Consider the following 19,114-nt stretch of genomic DNA (forward strand, 5'->3'; position numbering starts at 1 on the left):
GAAGTAACGAGTTGTCAGATAGTTAGTTTGCCATAAAATAAGGGCTACTGTAGCCAAGGACTAGGGTAGGGCTGCCCCGTGCTACTAGCTCCGACACATTTTGCGGCTCATACCCGCGGCTTTTTGGGTAACATTGCAGTCTGATTCTGTTGCTTATGCCGCGTTCTATTGCTTCCCGCCTCTGGCTTTGGCTGTTTATTCTGGCCCTGGGGCTGGCCTTTTTGGTAGGGCTGAACAGCTGGGGGCCGCTGGAAAGCAGCGAGGCCCGCTACGCCGAAATCGGGCGGGAGATGCTCACGGGGCAAGACTGGCTGCACCCGCGCCTGCTGGGCATTCAGCACTTTCATAAGCCCCCGCTCACGTACTGGCTCACGGCTGCCGGATTGGCGCTGGCCAACCATTCGGCCCTGGGTGCCCGGTTGCTGCCAGTGTTGGCCGTGCTGCTGCAAGTGTACCTGGTGTATGCCGTGGGGCTGCTGCTCTTTGCCGGCGACCGTGCCCGCGCTCTGGGCGCGGCCGTCATCTACGGCACCCTACCCGTAGTGCTCATCTCGGCCCTCAACGTTACCACCGATGCCTACCTGGCTACGCTGGAGCTGGCCGCCGCCTACGGCATCTTGCGCTATTACCACGATGGCCGCCGCTGGGCGCTGTACCTGTTTTGGGTAGGGCTGGGGCTGGCCTTCCTCACCAAAGGCCCGGTGGGCTTTGTGCTGCCGCTGATGGCGGTGATTGGGTTTTACTTCAAGCGCCAACAGACCCGGCGACCTTTCACTTGGCACCACGCGGCGGGCATTGGGCTGTTTGTGTTGGTAGGGCTGAGCTGGTATATCTATCTGGTGATGGAAAACCCGGTGTTCGTGCGCTATTTTCTCTACGAGCACACCGTGGAGCGCTTTGCCAACGCCGCCACCTTCCACCGCAGCAAGCCTTGGTGGTTCTACCTGGTGCTAGCCCCCGCCACCAGCTTGCCGTGGTCGGTAGCTTTGGTGACGCAGGTGGTGCGCACGCGCTGGGGCACAGTGCCGCAGCAGTGGCGCAACGTGCTTATTTTCTGGGTGGTGGTACCGCTGGTGTTTTTCTCGCTGTCCAGCTCCAAGCTGCTGCTGTATGTGCTGCCAGTGTTTCCGGGGGTGGCGCTGCTTACGGCCTACTACCTGGGCCGCTGCACCGATGGCGCTCTGGAACGCTGGTACGGCGGCTTCGGTATTCTGTACGGCCTCATTCTGGCCGCGCTGTGCATACTGCCGATACTGGCCATCGACAGCAAGTTTCCGTTGGAAATTACACCCTTTACGGCCATCTGGCCGGCTGCGGGCGTAGTCCTGATTGTGGCTACCTTGGTCTTGTGGGATGAGGTACGTATGGCGCCACGGCTGCTGATGTTGCCGGCCTTATTCACGGTGGTGCTGCTACTGGCTGCCAAGCCCATTCTGCGGCAAAACGAGCTGCTGTTCAACGGTAGTCGTCCGCTGGCCGAGCTGCTGCACCAGCACCACCTAACGCAGCGTCCTGTGCTGGTCTACAATGAGTTACTACCGTCCCTGGCGTTTGCCACGGGCCGTCTACCCGTGTCCCTCTACGACGGCAACGATGCTCTGGCCCGCGAAACGCAGTTCGAGCCAACGAAGGCCTGGCAGCAAAACCTTCTCAACCTGCGCGACGCTCAACAGGAGCTCACCCTCGACAGCCTCCTCCGCCAGCACCCCGCCCTTCTCGTAAAAGGTGACCTGCCAGAAGGACGTAAACCCCTGCTCCGCTACACCCAGCATCAGGAAAAAGTAGGCAAGTGGACGTTATACTGGTGAAGTGGTGAATAGGAAAACGCGTGTCATCCTGAGCGCAGCGAAGGACCTTATCACGCTTGAATGAGTCGTTGTTACGATAGTCGTTCAAGCGTGAGAAGGTCCTTCGCTGCGCTCAGGATGACACGCGTTTTCTTATTCACCACTTCACAAACTCATCCCACATACACCGGAGTCGTTTTCTCGCGGAGGTTGTATTCGGAGGACATGACCTCACCGTAGGCGCCGGCTGAGCGCAGGGCTATCAGGTCGCCGCGCTTGGTTTCGGGTAGGAGGATGCCTTTGCCGAACGTATCCGACGACTCGCAGATGGGACCTACCACATCGTAGGTCTTCTCGGTTTCGGCGGTGCTGGTCACGTTTTGGATGTGGTGGTGGCTGCCGTAGAGGGCCGGGCGAATCAGCTCCGTCATGCCCGCGTCGAGGATGGCGAAATTGGTCTGCTGACTTTGCTTCACATAGAGCACCCGACTCACGAGCGTGCCGCACTGCGCCACCACCGAGCGGCCCAGCTCCACGTGCACCTGCTGGCCGGTGCGGCGGTGCAGGTGCTGATCGAAGGCCGCAAAATAGGCTTCAAAATCAGGGATGGGGTCGGTGTCGGGGTCGTCGTAGTTGATGCCCAGGCCGCCGCCCACATTGAGGTGGGGGAGGTGGTAGCCTTTTTCTTCCAGCCAGGTTTGCAACTCGTTGATCTTGTGGCTGAGCTTCTCGAACACACTCAGGTTGGTAATCTGCGAGCCGATGTGGGCGTGCAGGCCTATCAACTCCAGGTGGGGTAAGGATTCCAGCAACTCCACAGTGGCCGGCAAATCGGCTAGATTGATACCGAACTTATTGGCATCCAAGCCAGTGGTGATGTAGTGGTGAGTATGTGCATCCACATTGGGGTTCACGCGTAGCGCCACGCGGGCACGTCGGCCTTGTGCGCCAGCCAACTCATTCAGCACCTCCAGCTCTTGCCCCGACTCGGCGTTGAAGCACCAGATATCGGCCGCTAACGCCAGATTGATTTCGGCATCGGATTTTCCTACCCCAGCAAACACAATATGGTCGGGCGCAAAGCCGGCATCCAAAGCCCGCTGCACCTCATTGCCGCTCACGCAGTCGGCTCCGAAACCGGCCTGCCGCACGCGTTCCAACACGGGCAGGTTAGCGTTGGCTTTGAGGGCATAATGCACCTGCACGTTGTGCGCCTGGGCGGCTTGTTGCAGCGTGTGGAGCGTCCGCTCCAACAGGCTTAGGTCGTAGAGGTAATAAGGAGTAGGGCGGTCAAGCAAATCCGCCGGCAGGTGAAATGACATCAGGTCAGAAAGTTGTCAGTGGGTAGTTGTCAATTGCCACGGGGTAGTTTCACTCAAAGCATTCGCAGCTAACATCTACCTACCGACAACTAACAACTGTCCCACAAAGAACGGCATGGAAACGCTAGGATAAAACTGTTGCGTATACACAGGGTTTTACCAAGCACAGCGGAGTTATTTACCGCCGATTCATGTTCTTTGCCCGTGACTTATCCAACTGACCCAGCGCGCCGCCCCGACCTGCTTCGCCTACCCTACGACGACTACCGCGCCCTGCCGGCCGTGGCCAATTCCGATTTATCGCGCTTGCGCGACGCCCTGAATGGCCGCCTACCCCGCACGCCCGGCAACCAGAGTGCCCTCAGCTTTGGCACTGCTTTCCATACGGCCCTGCTGGAGCCTGAGCAGTACCAACCCGGCCAGCCTGGCCTCAACGACACGCTGGTGTGGTGGCTGGTGGAAGGCGTGAAGCTGCAACCCGAGTTGCGCCAGCTGCTGGAGGTAGGGGTGCCCGAGCCCAGCTGTCTGTTCACGGAGCCCACTACCAACACTCTATGTAAGCTCCGCGCCGATCTGGTGGTAGACCAGCCCAATCAGCCGTATACCATTATCGACTTTAAGACTACCGGTGCCCGCGACTACGAGCATTTTCGCGCCCAGTGTACCGGTTTCGACTACGACCGCCAGGCCGCCTTCTACCTAGATGCCCTGCACGCCGACCGTTTCTTGCTGGTAGGGGTGCAGAAATTTGAGCCATTCGGTGTGTTCACGGTGGAGGTGACGCCCGATATGCTGGCCGATGGCCGCCGTAAGTACCTCTACTTGTTGCGCCTGCTGCAACCTACTGCCGAGGTGCCCACGTATCTAAGCGAAGCTGTACGCACAATTGCCGACAATTTGGGCGCGCAGTAAGCGCCACAGTATCTCCTACTGTAACCTTATGCAAGTACGAGCGTAGGTAGCGCTCCTGCGCTTCTATTTATTGCCCTACCCCACCCGGCTGCCAAGACCGGCCTATTACTTGCTCCTCTCATGGCTGATATTACACTGGCTGCTTATTCTTATGGTTCCGTGCTGTTCGATCCGGAGGTGCCTTGCATCACCACCCAGTGGCATTCGTTCGCTAATCGACAGCAGTTTCAGTCTATGATGAACGAAGCGTTGGTCTGCTATGAAGAAGAGTCTAAGCGAACTTCTCCCTTGGGCTGGCTGGCCGACACCCGCCAGATGAGTGCCCTAACCTCCGACGACCAGCACTGGCTGAATACCGACTGGAATCCGCGTGCCTATGCCGCAGGTGTCCGCCATATCTGTATTGTGCAGTCGGAAAACGTATTTGGGCAGATTGCTGCGTCCAGTTACAGCGCTAAAACACTAGCAAGCCAAGAGTACGAGATACACCCTGTAACGCAGCCTACTATTGTCGAGGCCAAGCACTGGATACAAAAAAACCTACAACTCCATCCGGTGCTGCCATAATTGCAGGCAGTGTAAATTTGAGTGCCGACAATGAAGGTGGCAGGCTCCTTGCACATAAGGCGCAGTTCCTGGTATTCGCAGGAGGCAGTTGCAAGGTATGAACACACTGATACAGGCGCGTGGAACCCAGTTTTATCAAAACGAGGCGGGACGTTTGCTCTACAACACAATAGGGTATATGCATTTGGCTTGGAGTGCCGAGCGCATCACCCAAATGGCCTTGGAGGCATTCTACGAGCAGGTATTGCTATTATTGCTGCGCACTGGGGCCACCAAAATACTATCGGAGCACGGCGGCCGGCGGCCCCTTTCGGCTGAAGCTCAGCAGTGGATTGCTACCAATTGGGTGCCGCGGGCCATTGCAGAAGCGAATTTTGCTTACTGCGCCATTGTGGAGGGCGATGATCCAATTCACCGGTTATCAACGCAATCAGTGATTTCTATTTCACCAGCTCAGCTAACATACAAGCGTTTCTCGCTCATGTCGGAGGCCGATGCTTGGCTGCAAAGCCTGGGGTAGGCTACTACGCTAGCATAGCCCGCGCTACCTCCTGGCCGCTCACTAGCGCGGCTTCAACCGTTCCGGCTGCTGGGCCTTCGTACAACCCTTCGCCGGCAAAAAACAAGGTGTTGGCGATGGGCGTGGTCAGCAGGGCGCGAGCCGAGGTTGCCTGTACAGTAGGGTAGGAGTAGGCCCCCCGTGCCAGCGGGTCGGCTCCCCAGTTGGCTACGTGCCACGCTTGGAGCTGCTGGCGGAGCGCAGCGGCCGTAGTATCCAGCAAATATGCCAACGAATCCAACGCGTGCTGTAACAACTGCTCGTCTGAATGCTGACGCAGGCGCTCGGCGGCTGGTCCAGCCAGCCAGCCCGTTAGTAGGGGGCGTGTGTCGGGCTGTTGACTCCACCAGGTAGGTACGGAGGCATCGGAGAAGAGAAACTCCATTTCGGGCATCTTGGCCTCCCAAACAGGCTCCCGAAATTCCAGCGCAAACTTGGTAACCACGCCAAAGCCTAGTGCGGCCGCAGCTGCCCGGTACTCGGGTAGCTCGGGCGTGAAGCGCAGGTGACCTGCCTGATCTGCTGGCTGCTGCCACACCCCCAAGGGCACCGTAAGCAACAACTGGCGGGCCTGGTAGCGCTGACCTTGCTGATCAATAATCAGTACCTGCCCTGGCTGCCACTGGATTTCTTGCACCGGCCGCGACAGGTGCAGCGTAGCGCCGGCTTCCTGTGCTTGCTGGGCCAGCCAGTCCAGCAGCGGGCCGTAGCCGCCTACAGGCCGCGGCGAGTCGTCGGCGTCGCCCGTGGCCCACTCGTCGCGCAAGGCCCATGCGCTCACGCGTGTCGGGTCGGCTGCGTCGTAGCCTTCAGCAAATTGCATGGCCATTTCGCGCATACCACGGTGCTCCTCCCCCAAAAACTCCTGGTGCAGGAAGTCGGCCAGCGTCAGGTCGTGCGAGAGTGTTTGAAGCTTATCAAGCAGTTGCGGCAGGTGCTCGAAGAAGTTGTCGTCTACCCGCAGTTGCCCTTGCCGCACGGCGTAAGCCCGTCCGGTAGAATCATAACACGTCTGGCCGGCCTCGGCCAGCAAAGCACGCGTGAGAGGCACCGCGCCGTGCAAAAACTCGGCACCCATTTCTATGGGGGCACTGAAGCCCGCCGGCGTGCAAGTATGTACCCGGCCGCCTACCCGGTCGCGGGCTTCCAGCACCAGCACTTGCCGCCCGGCCTGAGCCAGCGTGCGGGCCGCTAGTAGTCCGGCTGCGCCTGCTCCTACAATCACAACGTCGGTAGAATCCATAAACTGAGTAACTGCAGAAAATTAATCTGCTACTGGTAATGGCAATATGAAGTGGATGTGCCTACCAAGAGAAAGGGGTAGGCTTTGGAAAGGTTGCTATTTGGCTTTCTATCAGATATACAAGTATTTATAGGTTGCCATGCGTAGAGGATCAATAGTATCTATCGAAGACAAAAAATGAAAAAAGGTGTGCCCTATACGTGTACTCTCGAAATCTGGGTGCTAAAAGTAAAACGTATCTTATGTAACGCTAATTAGGATGTCACGTATGGGTCTTGGAAATAGCTAAAATTATGCACTTGTGTTGTGTCGAGCCCCGTTACGATAGGTACGTGTGTTATCTCTTTGTTGCCTTAACATATACATATATTTTATACGATAAATAATAAATAGCAGCCTTTTGTGTCTTAACTTTGCTACATAAGCGATAAAGATAGGATGCTGTTATATTTAGAAAAATCCTACTAGTCTTCTTGCACATCATCAATCACTCCCTCATTTCGCAATTTTCTTACCCCGCGTTTATGCGTTTACCACTCCGCTCGAGTCTGCTTTTATTTCTGATTGTTTGGGCAGTAAGTCTGCAAAGCTGCGTGGTGCAGGAAAAGCTACCCTACTTGCAAAGCAGTAGCTATTCTGTGAAAGCCCCAGTGGCTGTAAGCAATCCCCGGCCCAACTACCGGTTGCAACCTGGTGATGTGCTTAGTATTCGGGTGCAAGGCGCCGATTCTAAGCTGACAGAGCCGTTCAATATCACGGGCACGCAAATCATGAACTCCGGTGACCCCGGCACGCTGTACCTGACTGGCTACCCTATCGGCGAAGACGGCAACATTAGCCTACCCACCGTGGGCAAGCTGAAAGTACAGGGCCTGGATATCAGTCAGGCGCAGACGCTGGTTCAGAAGAACATCAGCAATTACGTGCTCAACGTAAATGTGCTGGTAAAGCTGCTGAGCTTTAAAATTACGGTGCTAGGCGAGGTTCGCTCGCCAGGTCGCTATTTCATCTACAACCCGCAGGCTACCATTCTGGAAGGCCTAGGCATGGCAGGCGACCTAACGGAATTTGGCAACCGCGAAAACGTGAAACTGGTGCGGCAAACCTTAAACGGTCCGGAAGTTGTGCTCATCAACCTCACCGACCCTAAACTGCTACAGTCGCCCTACTACTACCTGCTCCCCAACGACGCGCTGTATGTGGAGCCGATGAAAGCACGTACTACCCGGGCCAATGTCGGCAACCTAGCCCTAGTTTTCGCCGGCATCTCGTCCGTTGTGCTGTTGCTGGGCTTCATTCTCAAGTAGAGAAGTTCGCTGGACTATCTACTTATTGCTACTAACCTAATAAGGACTATCTGGTATGGAAAACCGTTCTGCCTTCTCGGAGGAAATAGATTTACACGAGCTTTTTTTCAAGCTCCGCCGGCGTTGGGCGTGGTTTGTGGGCTGCTTGCTGCTGGCAGGCTTGGGTGCGTGGCTGTATCTGGCCGTGAAATCGCCGGTGTACGACTACCAGTCTACTATGCTGATCGGCGACCAGTCGACCGGCTCGAAACAAACCCAAGAGCTGCTGCAACTGCTTGATAACAATAAGCAGCGCGCGGTAAAGATTGAAGACGAGGTAGGCTTGCTTACCTCGGCCGATATGGTGCGCCGCACGCTGGAGCAGCTGCCGTTTGGGGTAAGCTATTACGCCGTGCCCGATTCGTGGCTGAACTCGGTGCGCAAGCTGAAGGTGCGTGAGCGCGCCATGGGAGGCGTGCCGTTTCAGGTGCAGGCCCTGGCCGACAAACCACAACTGACGGGAGTACCCATCTATGTAGAATCGCTGGCCGATGGTCGCTTCCGGGTGCATGCCGAAGCCGACAAAGGCGAGTTACGCCAGCTGTTTTCCGGTGAGCTGGTGCGCGAGGTAGAAGACGTAAAGTTCGATCAGACTATTGGTGCCGGCGATACGCTTCGCACGCCTTTGCTGTCGGTTGTTATCAACCCCGAGCCGGGCTACCCTGCCACTGGCAGCGAGCAGTATTTCTTCCGGATGAATGATATGAGCAGCCTGACTGCTGACTATCAACAGCGCCTGAAAGTGCAACCCACTGAGCACGAGTCGCGGATTTTGCTTTTGAGCATTCGGGGTAGTGTGCCCGATAAAGAGCAGCGCTTCCTGAACACGCTGATGACCACCTACGTGCAGGACGACCTGAACCAGAAGAACGAGACGGGCCGCAAGACGATTGCTTTTCTGGACAATGAGATTGGTAAACTGTCAAATTCTCGCTCCCGCTCCACAGCTAACCTCAGCTCCTTCCGGGCTTCGCGGAATGTAGTAGACGTAGGGGTGCAGTCGGGCGTAGATATTCAGCAGCAGGCACAACTGGGTACCATGCGTGCTCGTGTGGCCACCGATCAGAAATTCTACGAGAGTATGCTATCCTACCTGCGGCAGCACCGCGGCAAGTCGCAGGTGGCTACGCTCAGCAGCGCCGGCATTTCCGATCCTACGGTTACGCACTTGATTGAGCAACTCACAGAGCTAAACAATAAGCGCGCTGTGCTAGCTGTGAATGCCAGCGACATCAACCCGCAGGTAGTAGCGCTAGATGAGGAAATCAGCACCACTAAGGAGCAGTTGATTCAGACCCTGGGTAGTTTAACGCGCACCTCCGAAATTGCCCTGCGCGATCTGGACCAGCAACTGAGCGCCGTGCGTAGCCAGCTGAGCAGCACCCCCGAAAATGAGCGTCAGTTGAATTCGCTGCAAACCACGAGCGAATCTACCGAGAAGAACTATAGCTTCCTGGTACAAAAGCGCAACGAAGCTGCTATTGCTCTAGCTACCAACACTACCGACAAGAAAATAGTAGACCCGGCCCGGCAAACCGGCCTTGGCCCAGCGGCGCCCAAGCCGCCGCTGGTAGCCCTGCTGGCTCTGTTGGCTGGCCTAGCCATTCCTACCGGGCTGGTGCTGCTGATCGACAAGACCAACCGCCGCGTGCAGGGCAAAGAAGACCTAGCGCGCATCACGGATATTCCGCTGTTGGGCGTGATTCCTCACGGCACTAGCAAAGACCGCCGCGTACAGACCCAGGACCCACGCAGCCCCATTGTAGAGGCTTTTCGCTCGATTCGGGTGAACCTGCAATACCTCTCGGCTGGCCTCGATAAGCGCGTTATCGGCGTTACGTCATCGGTACCGGGCGAGGGCAAAACCTTCTGCTCTGTGCACTTGGCCGCCGAGTTGGCCCGTAGCGGCCGCCGCGTGATTTTGCTGGAATGCGACATGCGCCGCCCGGCCGTGGCTCCCTACCTGGGTATCGATGCCAGAGCCCCCCAGGGCCTGAGCACCTACCTGAGTGGCCAGAGCACGCTGGAAGAAGCTCGCATCGTAACGGATATTCCTAACCTAGATGTGCTGGCCTGCGGCCCGATTCCGCATAACCCCACGGAACTGCTGGAGTCCAAGCGTCTGGAAGATTTGATTCTACTGCTTAAGGAAGAATACGACTACCTAATGGTAGATATTCCACCGATGGGCTATGTATCGGAGTTCTTCGTGCTGCTTCAGCATCTGGATGCCAACCTATACGTGGTACGCCAGAACTACACCGACCGCGAGATGGTAGGGCAGATCGACGAGCTGTATCGCGACCAGAAGGTGAAGCAACTGTACACGGTCATCAACGACGTGCACTTCGCCAACACCTACGAATACCGCTACAAAACCAAAGCCTACAACTACGGCAGCTAGTGAGTTAAGTGGTTGTCAGTTATAAGTTGTCGTTGAACCTGACAACTTATAACTGACAACCACTGACTGACAACTATCTAATGCACAACTAAATGGCAGTAACCTCTAGCAATATAGCATCGGCGGCTGTGAAGGGTGTGCAGTGGACCACCGCTGCCACCGTGGCCAACGCACTGATGCAAATTGGCTACACGGCGGTAATGGCACGCCTGTTGGACCCGGCCGCGTTTGGTCTGGTAGCCATGTCGGGTGTGGTATTGCGCTTCGGTAGCTACTTTGCCGAAATGGGCCTGGGGCACGCGCTGGTGCAGCGCCCTGAAATTAGCAAGATGGATATCCGGGCGGCCTTCACGGCTTCCATTGGATTGAGCATTGGAGTAGCGGCGCTGGCCTGGTTGCTGGCACCATTATCGGTGTTCTTTCTAAAAAATGAAGCCGTAGTGCCCATCGTACGGATGCAAGCCTTAGGCTTTGTTCTGGTAGGCATTGGCACCACTGCCGCCAGCTTGCTCCGGCGCGAAATGCGCTTCGACTCTATTGCCAAAGTGGATGTGATAGCCTATATCTTAGGCTACGGCGGGGTAGGCATTACGATGGCCTGGGCCGGAATGGGCGTTTGGAGCCTGATTGCGGCCAGCCTGGCGCAGCAGCTGTTTGCTACCCTGATGAGCTACGCGCTGGTGCGCCACTCTATCCAGCTCATTTTCAGCCGCGAGCCATATGCCAAGCTGCTTGGCTACGGCAGCAAGGTGTCGGTTATCAGCTTCCTGGAGTTTGTGAATGGCAACCTCGACACGCTGCTGATTGGTCGCCTGCTAGGCAGTACGCTGCTGGGTATCTACAACCGCGCCTACATGCTGCTGTATCTGCCCATGTATTTCCTGACCAACAGCCTAGCGCGGGTAGCTTTTCCGGCGTTCAGCAAGATTCAGGAAGATGTGCCGCGCGTGCGGGCTCTCTACCTGAAAAGCAGCACGCTGGTGGCTACCCTCATCCTACCTATGTGCGCTGGAGTAGCCGTGGCTGCTCCCGAAATGGTGCGGGTACTGCTCGGTCCGAAATGGATGGATTCGGTGCCAATTCTGCGGATGCTGTGCTTCGCTATTCCGTTGAGCATGACCACTATGTTCGCGGGTATCGTGGCCGATGCGCGGGCCAACCTTCGCCAGAAAGTAATTCTGAACTTAGAGTTCATGGTACTGCTTACCAGCATGTTCTGGCTACTGCGCGACTACGGCCTGCTGGGCATTGCCGCCGCCATCGGCACAGGCGAAATTGTGCGGACGTTCTTGTACATGCGCATCACACACAATGATATTGGCATTCGATACCGGCAGCTGCTGGCCATGTATTTGCCTGGTCTGCTGAACGCTGCTGCCGTAGGGGTAGGAATTCTGGTCGTGTCGCTGGGGCTGCGCGCCGTGGGTAGCCCGGCACTGGTTACACTCATCGCACAGATTGCCATGGGCGGCCTGGCCTTAGGTATTGTGGTGCTGCGCTGGCCTTCCAGCGAACTGCATCCACACTTGCAGCAAGGTTTGAACCGCCTGCGTAACGTGGCGGGCCTGCCTACTCCCATCCATGCCAGCCTAGCGCGCTATGCTACCTTTTTGGAGCGTCAGCAGCCACTGTTTCCTTCTTTCGAGCCGCTTACCAGCTCCCTCACGCCATGAATATTCTGCTGACTTCGTTGATGGTTCCGGGAGCCCCTTCTGGGGTGCGCGTGCACTACGAGCGGTTGGCCGAGCAACTCCAGCGTGAAGGTCACACCGTCACGGTGGTAACGCAGGCCAGCCTGCGCCCCGCGGTGCGCCGCGCCATTGGAGCCTTCCGCCGTGCGCTGGGCCTATTTGGTCAGGCGGGTGCCCGAATGGGAATAGAGCTAGGCTTCGTGGCCGAAATCTATTTTGCCATCGACCGCACTGCCCGCTACGACGTGGTGAATGCCCAGGATGTGAGCAGCGGGTGGGCCGCCCGCCTCGCCCTGCGCGACCAGGCGCCGGTAGTCGTAACCGGCCATTTCAACGACCATCCGTCTGAGGAGTTGGTGCACCAACTGCACCTCTCAGGCCGCACGGCACGAGCCCTACACCGCTGGTACACGTTTCTGTTGCAGAAAACCCGGTATTTCATCGGGGTGTCTGATTACGTGCTGCAACGCACATTGCCCTGGTTACCGGCCGATGCGCAGGCCACCGTGGTCTACAACGGCGTGGACATGACCCCGCCCGCGGCGCCTGCCCTCCCAGCCGGCGTGCCCGACCTGCGGGCGATGTTCCCCGGCCGCGCTATCATACTAAACGTAGGGCAGCTAGAACCACGCAAAAACCAACGCTACCTAGTGCAGGTAGCCGACGCACTCCGGCAGCAATACGCTGACTTTGTGCTGGTGCTGGTAGGCAAAGGCGAGGACGAAGAGCATCTGCGTCAGCAGATTACCGCGGCCAGCCTAGAGCAGCACGTGGTGTTGCTGGGCTACCACCGTGAGATAATGGCCTTGCTGCGCACTGCCGACCTCTACGTACACGCCGCCACCCGCGAAAACTGCCCACTGGTGTTGCTCGAAGCCATGGCTACCGAGTGCCCGGCCGTGGCGCTGGCGGTAGGGGGCATCCCCGAGCTACTCGCGCCTACCCCCGAAGCGCTGGTGCCAGTGGCTACTCCGCCTGCCGAGTTGGCAGGCCGCTTGCAAAACCTACTGACGAATCCTGCCGAATTGGAGCAGTTGCGGCAGCGGCAGCATGCCTTTGGGCGCACGCACTTCGACGCCCACGTGATGCTTGCTAATACGCTGGCTTTCTTCAAGCAGGCTCGACAATTGCCTGACCCAACCGCCAACCGTTCGGCAAAAGCCACTACTCCTGCGCAACCCCTGCCCGCCGTCGAGGCGCACTGATTTGCCGGCATACTTCCGTACTCCATGAAAATCAAGCTAAACTTTCTTGCGCTCCTCCCCATCTTGGCAATACTGGCTACCAGTAAGGCCTTCTGGGAGTTTGCGTTCGGAGCTGATCGGGTGGACCAGGAGCCGGGAGAGCTGAAGTTTCTAGTATACGCTCTGTTGGCCGGGTCGCTGGCCAGCATCTGGTTCTACTGGCGCTACTTCGAGCCCTTGATGCGCAAGTGGTTGATAGCCGTATTGCTGGTGATTGGCGGGATGATGCTGGAGTCATACGCCGGCTGGGGCTCGGTGTTGGAGTACGCCCACGTATTCAACAAGCTGTTTGTGCTGCTGATGATTTTCGGCATCTACGGCTTCTATCGGCGGCACGGCCTGCCACCTATGCAGCAGCTTAGCACGGTTATCCTGCTGGTTTCACTTGGTAATCTTGTGTTGTTTCACCGGGAGTCGTTGAGCCTGAGTGCTTTTGTGGAGAATGAGCGGGGTTTCAATGCTGCGTCGGCCTACCTATTTGTGCTGGTAATTCTACTCAGTCTGAACAACTACTTGCTGCGCAACTCGCTTGCTTCGTTGTTGGTCGTGTTCGTGTGTATGCCGCTGGTGATTTTCTTGCAGCACCGCTCGGTCTGGATTGCCATGTTCATCGCCATTCCGATTGATGTATGGCTGCTGCGCCGTGCACGGCTAGCGCGGTTCTCCCCTGTCAAAATGGTAATGCTTCTCGTCATCCCATTCATCCTGGGGTCGTTGGGTATCACCATGCTGGTGCTAGATAATCCGCAGGTAGTCACCCGCTTTGAGCAAAGTATCGATGACATTGCTAACGCCGACAAGCAAGGCACCGGCAGCTGGCGCCTCAAGCAGATTGAGTCTTACATACCGTTGGTAGAAGAACGCCCCATAGCCGGCTGGCGCCTCGAAGGTTTCGAAGTGCCCATGCAATTCTACGACCCCAGCAGCGACATGCCCATGTGGAAAGACCGGACTGGTCATCACTTCCACAACTTCTACCTCGACCGCGCTTTTTACTTCGGCCTTGTGGGTGTTCTGCTGGTGGTGCTGGTGCCCATTGTGCTAATCACACGGCGTTTGCTTCGCTCCCGTGCTTTAGACGCGGATACGGCCGCGCTGGTGGCCTTCTTCATTAGCCTAGTGGTGTTCGGCACATCCTATGACTGGTCTACCTACCACTATGGCCTAATTGGCCTGATGTTAGCCGCTCTGGCCGAGCCCATGCCCGATGCCATTCCCATGCAGCCACGGTCTGCGGCGCAGCCACGCCGGGCACCCGCCCAGGCGCTACCTATCTAATCCCGCTGTCTGCCTATTATTTCGTTTTGATATGAAGATTCTCTGGCTTGCCCCTTACCCTCACCCTTCTGAGCCCGCGGCGCACCCCGTTCCATGGGTAGGCACGCTGGCAGAACTATTGCGTCGGCAGCCCGGTGTGGAGCTAACCATTCTGAACTGGACGCACCGCATCGACAAGCCCGTGGATGAATTCGACCGCGACGGCATGCATTTCATCTACCTGAAAGTGCCCAAGGTGCGCACCGATATTCTGACGCTCTACCAATGGCGCATTGCCATTGTGAAGAAGTACCTGCGCCAGCATTATAAGGAGTATGACGTGCTGCACCTGCACGGCTCGGAGCTGCAACTGCCCGCCATGACGGCCGGCCTACCTGCGCCCATGGTGCTATCGGTGCAGGGCATCGTGTCGGAGTACGCCAAGGTGGTGCCCAAGAAGTTTTCGATGCTGAAGTTTCTGTGGACGCTGGCAGGTTTCTACGAAAAGCGCTACCTGCCCACGGTGCACAACTTCTCCTGCCGCACCGATTGGGATAAGTCGCACACCAAGCGTCTGAGCCCCGGCGCCCGCATCTTTCATAACTGGGAGACCATTCGGCCCGAGTTTTTTGAGGAAGCCGACAAGCCCGCGCCGCCGCAGCCCGCCCGGCCGCAGGCGCTGTTTGTGGGGGGTAAGCAGGAAATCAAAGGCTTCAAAGAAATGCTGATGGGCTTCGACCTCATCCGGCAACAAGCCCCCGAATTGCGCTTGGTGATTGTAGGTCGCTTGAACCCGGCCGATGTGGCCGCAGTGGCTACCCAGTACAACTTACAGCACATCGGCCCCGAGCACGTGGAGTGCCGCCCGTTCCAGACGGGAGCCGGCCTGGCCCGTCTGTGCCGCGAATCGTTCTGTCTGCTGCATCCTTCCTACATCGATAACAGTCCCAATAGCGTGTGTGAAGCCCAACTGATGGGCCTGCCTGTGGTGGCTTCCGACGTGGGTGGGGTAGCCTCGCTGATTACCGAAGGCGAAACCGGCCTGCTCTGCGACCTGACGCCCGCCAGCCTGGCCCGCCAGACCCTGCGCCTCTACCACGATCCGGCTCTGCGCCAGCGCATTGTCACTCAGGCCCAGGCCGTAGCTCAGGAGCGGCATAATCCTGATACCATCATCCAGCGCACCGTAGCGATGTACGAAGCCGTGCGCGATTCGGTGCCGACGGCCGCTGCCGCACCCGCTGTGGCTGCCACTGCTTAGATACTGCCGACGTTGCTCTACCAGGGGCGACTGCTACTGCTACCTGTTCTGCTATGACCTCCTCTGCTACTCCGTCTGCTGATACGGCTTTGGATACACCGGTGCTGCTGCTGATTTTCAGCCGGCCCGATACCACCCGGCGCGTATTTGATACCATCCGTCAGGCGCGGCCTACCCGGCTCTATGTGGCCGCCGACGGCCCGCGCCCCAACCACCCCACCGACGCCGTGCGCTGCGCCGAAACCCGCGCCATTGTGGAGGAAGTGGATTGGCCCTGCGAAGTGTTCACACTGTTTCAGGAAAAAAACCTGAACTGCGGGGTAGGGCCTGTCACGGCCATCACCTGGTTTTTCAGCCACGAAACGGAAGGCATTATTCTGGAAGACGACTGCGTGCCCTCGCCCAGTTTCTTCCGGTTTTGCCAGGAACTGCTGGCTCGCTACCGCGACGATACCCGCGTGATGCACATTGGCGGCAACAACTTTGGCTCTGAGGCCCAACAGCCGCTCGCACCCGGTGCGCCTTCCTACTACTTCTCGGAGCAGCGCAACAGCTGGGGCTGGGCTACTTGGCGTCGTGCCTGGGACATGTACGATTACCACTTGTCGGGCTTCCGAGAGGCCGTTGCCAGCGGCGCTTTCGATGGTGTATTCAGCAGTGCGCTGGAAAAGCGCTACCGCCTGGGCAAGATGCGCGGTGTACTGGCCCTGCCCTCGCCGCCCGACGTGTGGGACTACCAGTGGGAGTATACCATTGCCATGAACTCAGGCCTATATATTGTGCCCGCCGTGAATCTGGTGGGTAATATCGGCTTCGGCAACAACTCCACCCACACCCACGACGACGGCGATATGATGGGTGCCCTACCCGCGCAGGAGCTGAGCTTCCCGCTACAGCACCCAGCCTACGTGCGCCTGGACCGGCCCCGCGACCGGAAACGCTTCAATGAATTTTTACGCAGCCGTTTGTCGGCCATTGTGCGGCGGGTTTTCGCCGGGCAGAAGCCCGTGGCCTCGGGCTTGCAAAGTCCCAAAGCAAAATCAGCGACGCCTACCCCGGAAGCCGTTCCTGCAAACACCCTGTCATCATGAACGTTCTGCTCTCAGCGTATGCCTGCAACCCCACTAAGGGCGGGGAAAATGGCATTGGCTACCACTGGACGCAGGAGTGGCTACGGCATGGGCATGAGGTATGGTGCTTTACCCGTCCCGATGAGCGGGCTGATATAGAAGCGTACCTGGCAAAGCATTCCACGCCGGAAAATCGGGACAGATTGCATTTCGTGTATGTAGCCGTGCCCAACTGGGTAGACTACCTCTACCGTTGGCAGTTTGGCGTGTACCTACACTACATGGTGTGGCAGTACCAGGCGTGGCGGGCAGCGCGCAAGTTAGAAGCTACGGTTGGGTTTGATTTGATTCATCATGCCACCTATGCGAGCCTGCAAATGGCTTCGTGGCTGTGGCGGGTAGGTAAACCCTTGGTTATCGGGCCATTGGGTGGCGGGCAGCAAACGCCTCGCTCATTCCAGTCCTACATTCCTGACTGGTTTAAATCGGAAACCATGCGCAATACCATCAGCCGGGTGCTGATGGCCAGCGACCGAAACGTGCGCCAGAGCATCCGGCACGCGGCGTTGGTACTGACTACAAATAATGAAACCGCAGAGAAAGTCCGGGCGCTGGGTGCCCGGCGGGTAGAGCTGTTCCTGGATTCAGGCTTGCCAGAATCCTTTCTGCCCGCTCAATTTCCGGCGCGTGAGCCAGCCGCTCAGCTACATTTGCTATGGCTGGGCCGCTTGATTCACCGCAAAGCCCTACCCCTTGTGCTCGATGCGCTGGCCAAGGTGGCGGCGCGGGTGCCGTATCACCTGACCATCGTAGGCGATGGACCGGTAGGAGCAGAGCTATCCGAAATGCTGCGGCAGCGGGGCCTTACGGAGCGTGTAACCTGGCGTGGCAGCCTGCCATGGGCCGAAGTGCGGGAGGTATTCCTGACGCACGATGTTTTCATGTTCGCCAGCCTGCGCGATTCCTTCGCCTCGCAGTTCCTGGAAGCCATGGGTGCGGGCCTACCCATTATTACGCTCAACCACCAGGGTGCCCGCGATTTTATACCCACTGATGCTGCCATCAAGGTGCCGGTAACGACGCCCGACGAAACCGTAACAGCTCTGGCCCGCGCCGTGGAATACTGCTACGACCACCCGGAGCGCCGCGTCGCGATGGGACAAGCCGGTTATGCTTTTGCCCGCACGCAAATTTGGCCGGCCCGTAGTCAGCGCATCATGCAGTTGATTGAAGAAGCAGTACCTCAATTGGCGGTGTTGAAAAACACCTAATTGAGGTCGCCTCAAACCCACAAAGCAGAGTTAGTTCTCTACAGCTCACTACCCCTTTTGTAATGCTTTACGTCGTCATACCCGTTTTCAACCGCAAAGAATTTACCCGCGAATGCCTGCTGTCGTTGCGGGCACAAACCAACCAGTCGTTCCGCACGATTGTCGTGGACGATGGCTCGACGGATGGCACCGACCAGATGCTGGCCGATGAGTTTCCAGAAGTGATAGTAGTAACCGGCGACGGTAACCTGTTCTGGACGGCAGGCGTGAACCTAGGCATTCGGCAGGCGTTGGAGTTGGGTGCTACCCGCGTCATGACCCTCAATAACGATGTGGTGACCGATCCGCGTTTTGTAGAGCAAATGCTGCTCGATGCCGAGCGCAACCCGCAGGCGGTGCTGGGCGCTCTGGAGCTAGACGCCGCCACCGGCGAGCCAATCTACGGCGGCGAAACCCTGAACTTCCGCAGCAATACGCGCCGCGACTTGCTCGAAGTCCTACCCCCCGAGCAGCGGACCGGCTTGCACGAAGTTACCTACCTGCCCGGCCGCGGCCTGCTAATTCCGAAAGCTGTGTTCGACAAAATCGGCCTGTTCGACGAAAAGCGCCTGCCGCACTACCTAGCCGACTTCGACTACACCAGCGTAGCCCGCCGCAACGGTTTCCCAAACTACCTCAACTACAACGCTACCCTACGCACCTACCCTGAGGAAAGCGGCCAGACGCTCACCCGCAAACACCGCAGCCTGAAAGGTTACTACCAACATCTGTTTGGTATTCGGGGTGGGGGCAACATGGTGAACTTCACCCACTTTGCCCTGAAGAATTGCCCGGCGCCCTACTTACCGTACTTCCTGCTGAACGGCTACGCCCGGCGGGTAGTGGGGTACTTCCTGCATTAGAGAGAGTAGAGGGATGGTAGTACCATCCCTTCTTTTTTGACCTGCTTACCCACTTGCCTTGTGCCCAACCGCTGCCTGAAATATCTCTTGAGTCTTGCTGTCAGCTGTAGCCTGTTGCTGGCGTGCGGCCAAAGCTCGGCCCAGAAAGACAGACGGGAAAACGTACTGGTTATTACCAAAGGCGGGGTATACAGTGGGTCGTATCGGAGCTTGGACAGCTCGGTGCCGTGCGTGCGCATCGCCACCACGGAGCCCGTGCAGCTGGTGAACTGCACACT

At 57.8% G+C, this 19,114-nt stretch carries 15 protein-coding genes and 1 pseudogene; 14 read left to right on the forward strand and 2 right to left on the reverse strand.

The annotated features are described in order from the left end of the window. Positions 1-155: 155 nt before the first annotated feature. On the forward strand, positions 156-1,808 hold the full coding sequence (locus J4D97_RS14220; RefSeq protein WP_208308115.1) for an ArnT family glycosyltransferase: 1,653 nt from the start codon (positions 156-158) through the stop codon (positions 1,806-1,808). Between the two features lie 152 nt (positions 1,809-1,960). On the opposite strand, the gene lysA is transcribed toward J4D97_RS14220, so the two are convergent. Continuing rightward, positions 1,961-3,109 carry a diaminopimelate decarboxylase gene (lysA, locus tag J4D97_RS14225; RefSeq protein ID WP_208308116.1) on the reverse strand — a complete coding sequence of 383 codons (1,149 nt, stop codon included), beginning with the start codon at positions 3,107-3,109 and terminating at the stop codon, positions 1,961-1,963. A gap of 204 nt (positions 3,110-3,313) precedes the next feature. Between lysA and J4D97_RS23550 the strand changes: the two genes are divergently transcribed. From J4D97_RS23550 to J4D97_RS14240, 3 genes are all read left to right on the forward strand, one after another. Then, entirely contained in the window at positions 3,314-4,021 is a 708-nt protein-coding gene (locus J4D97_RS23550) for a PD-(D/E)XK nuclease-like domain-containing protein (RefSeq protein ID WP_185282973.1), read from the forward strand. A 120-nt stretch (positions 4,022-4,141) separates the two neighbouring features. Next, entirely contained in the window at positions 4,142-4,588 is a 447-nt protein-coding gene (locus tag J4D97_RS14235; RefSeq protein WP_208308117.1) for a hypothetical protein, read from the forward strand. Positions 4,589-4,685: 97 nt separating this feature from the next. Then, the gene (locus J4D97_RS14240) at positions 4,686-5,108 is read left to right on the forward strand and encodes a hypothetical protein (RefSeq protein WP_208308118.1); all 423 of its coding nucleotides are present in this window, start codon (positions 4,686-4,688) and stop codon (positions 5,106-5,108) included. A gap of 4 nt (positions 5,109-5,112) precedes the next feature. On the opposite strand, the gene J4D97_RS14245 is transcribed toward J4D97_RS14240, so the two are convergent. After that, positions 5,113-6,390, reverse strand: a complete 1,278-nt coding sequence (locus tag J4D97_RS14245) for a flavin monoamine oxidase family protein (RefSeq protein ID WP_208308119.1) — start codon at positions 6,388-6,390, stop codon at positions 5,113-5,115. Positions 6,391-6,914: 524 nt separating this feature from the next. Between J4D97_RS14245 and J4D97_RS14250 the strand changes: the two genes are divergently transcribed. The 10 genes and pseudogenes from J4D97_RS14250 to J4D97_RS14295 form a co-directional block, all read left to right on the forward strand. Then, positions 6,915-7,697 (forward strand): polysaccharide biosynthesis/export family protein, encoded by a 783-nt coding sequence (locus tag J4D97_RS14250; protein WP_185282977.1) that lies wholly within the window; start codon positions 6,915-6,917, stop codon positions 7,695-7,697. A 55-nt stretch (positions 7,698-7,752) separates the two neighbouring features. Next, the gene (locus J4D97_RS14255) at positions 7,753-10,140 is read left to right on the forward strand and encodes a polysaccharide biosynthesis tyrosine autokinase (protein ID WP_185282978.1); all 2,388 of its coding nucleotides are present in this window, start codon (positions 7,753-7,755) and stop codon (positions 10,138-10,140) included. Between the two features lie 92 nt (positions 10,141-10,232). Continuing rightward, positions 10,233-11,813, forward strand: coding sequence for a lipopolysaccharide biosynthesis protein (locus J4D97_RS14260; protein WP_208308120.1), 1,581 nt, complete (start codon positions 10,233-10,235; stop codon positions 11,811-11,813). Beyond that, entirely contained in the window at positions 11,810-13,036 is a 1,227-nt protein-coding gene (locus J4D97_RS14265) for a glycosyltransferase family 4 protein (protein ID WP_208308121.1), read from the forward strand. The genes J4D97_RS14260 and J4D97_RS14265 overlap by 4 nt, the downstream gene beginning before the upstream one ends. Before the next feature lie 24 nt (positions 13,037-13,060). Beyond that, positions 13,061-14,353, forward strand: coding sequence for an O-antigen ligase family protein (locus tag J4D97_RS14270; protein ID WP_208308122.1), 1,293 nt, complete (start codon positions 13,061-13,063; stop codon positions 14,351-14,353). A 31-nt stretch (positions 14,354-14,384) separates the two neighbouring features. Further along, positions 14,385-15,593, forward strand: a complete 1,209-nt coding sequence (locus tag J4D97_RS14275; protein ID WP_208308123.1) for a glycosyltransferase family 4 protein — start codon at positions 14,385-14,387, stop codon at positions 15,591-15,593. A gap of 53 nt (positions 15,594-15,646) precedes the next feature. After that, positions 15,647-16,684: a nucleotide-diphospho-sugar transferase gene (locus tag J4D97_RS14280; RefSeq protein WP_208308124.1), complete on the forward strand. Its 1,038-nt coding sequence runs from the start codon at positions 15,647-15,649 to the stop codon at positions 16,682-16,684. Next, positions 16,681-17,934 (forward strand): glycosyltransferase family 4 protein, encoded by a 1,254-nt coding sequence (locus J4D97_RS14285; RefSeq protein WP_208308125.1) that lies wholly within the window; start codon positions 16,681-16,683, stop codon positions 17,932-17,934. Before J4D97_RS14280 ends, J4D97_RS14285 begins: the two co-directional genes overlap by 4 nt. Positions 17,935-17,996: 62 nt before the next feature. Next, a complete protein-coding gene (locus J4D97_RS14290; RefSeq protein WP_208308126.1) occupies positions 17,997-18,836 on the forward strand; it encodes a glycosyltransferase family 2 protein in 840 nt (279 codons plus the stop codon). Between the two features lie 60 nt (positions 18,837-18,896). After that, a pseudogene (locus J4D97_RS14295) lies at positions 18,897-19,114 on the forward strand (hypothetical protein); the annotation flags it as partial.

Origin of the sequence: Hymenobacter defluvii (assembly GCF_017589435.1) — a bacterium.
GTDB classification, from domain to species: Bacteria; Bacteroidota; Bacteroidia; order Cytophagales; family Hymenobacteraceae; genus Hymenobacter; species Hymenobacter profundi.

What these genes read in the sequence shown, in the direction of transcription:
- J4D97_RS14255 (WP_185282978.1), top strand. Translation starts at nt 7,753, where the DNA reads ATGGAAAACCGTTCTGCCTTCTCGGAGGAAATAGATTTACACGAGCTT.
- J4D97_RS14270 (WP_208308122.1), top strand. Translation starts at nt 13,061, where the DNA reads ATGAAAATCAAGCTAAACTTTCTTGCGCTCCTCCCCATCTTGGCAATA.
- J4D97_RS14250 (WP_185282977.1), top strand. Translation starts at nt 6,915, where the DNA reads ATGCGTTTACCACTCCGCTCGAGTCTGCTTTTATTTCTGATTGTTTGG.
- J4D97_RS14265 (WP_208308121.1), top strand. Translation starts at nt 11,810, where the DNA reads ATGAATATTCTGCTGACTTCGTTGATGGTTCCGGGAGCCCCTTCTGGG.
- J4D97_RS14220 (WP_208308115.1), top strand. Translation starts at nt 156, where the DNA reads ATGCCGCGTTCTATTGCTTCCCGCCTCTGGCTTTGGCTGTTTATTCTG.
- J4D97_RS14260 (WP_208308120.1), top strand. Translation starts at nt 10,233, where the DNA reads ATGGCAGTAACCTCTAGCAATATAGCATCGGCGGCTGTGAAGGGTGTG.
- J4D97_RS14280 (WP_208308124.1), top strand. Translation starts at nt 15,647, where the DNA reads ATGACCTCCTCTGCTACTCCGTCTGCTGATACGGCTTTGGATACACCG.
- J4D97_RS14275 (WP_208308123.1), top strand. Translation starts at nt 14,385, where the DNA reads ATGAAGATTCTCTGGCTTGCCCCTTACCCTCACCCTTCTGAGCCCGCG.
- lysA (WP_208308116.1), bottom strand. Translation starts at nt 3,109, where the DNA reads ATGTCATTTCACCTGCCGGCGGATTTGCTTGACCGCCCTACTCCTTAT.
- J4D97_RS14235 (WP_208308117.1), top strand. Translation starts at nt 4,142, where the DNA reads ATGGCTGATATTACACTGGCTGCTTATTCTTATGGTTCCGTGCTGTTC.
- J4D97_RS14290 (WP_208308126.1), top strand. Translation starts at nt 17,997, where the DNA reads ATGCTTTACGTCGTCATACCCGTTTTCAACCGCAAAGAATTTACCCGC.
- J4D97_RS14245 (WP_208308119.1), bottom strand. Translation starts at nt 6,390, where the DNA reads ATGGATTCTACCGACGTTGTGATTGTAGGAGCAGGCGCAGCCGGACTA.
- J4D97_RS14240 (WP_208308118.1), top strand. Translation starts at nt 4,686, where the DNA reads ATGAACACACTGATACAGGCGCGTGGAACCCAGTTTTATCAAAACGAG.
- J4D97_RS14285 (WP_208308125.1), top strand. Translation starts at nt 16,681, where the DNA reads ATGAACGTTCTGCTCTCAGCGTATGCCTGCAACCCCACTAAGGGCGGG.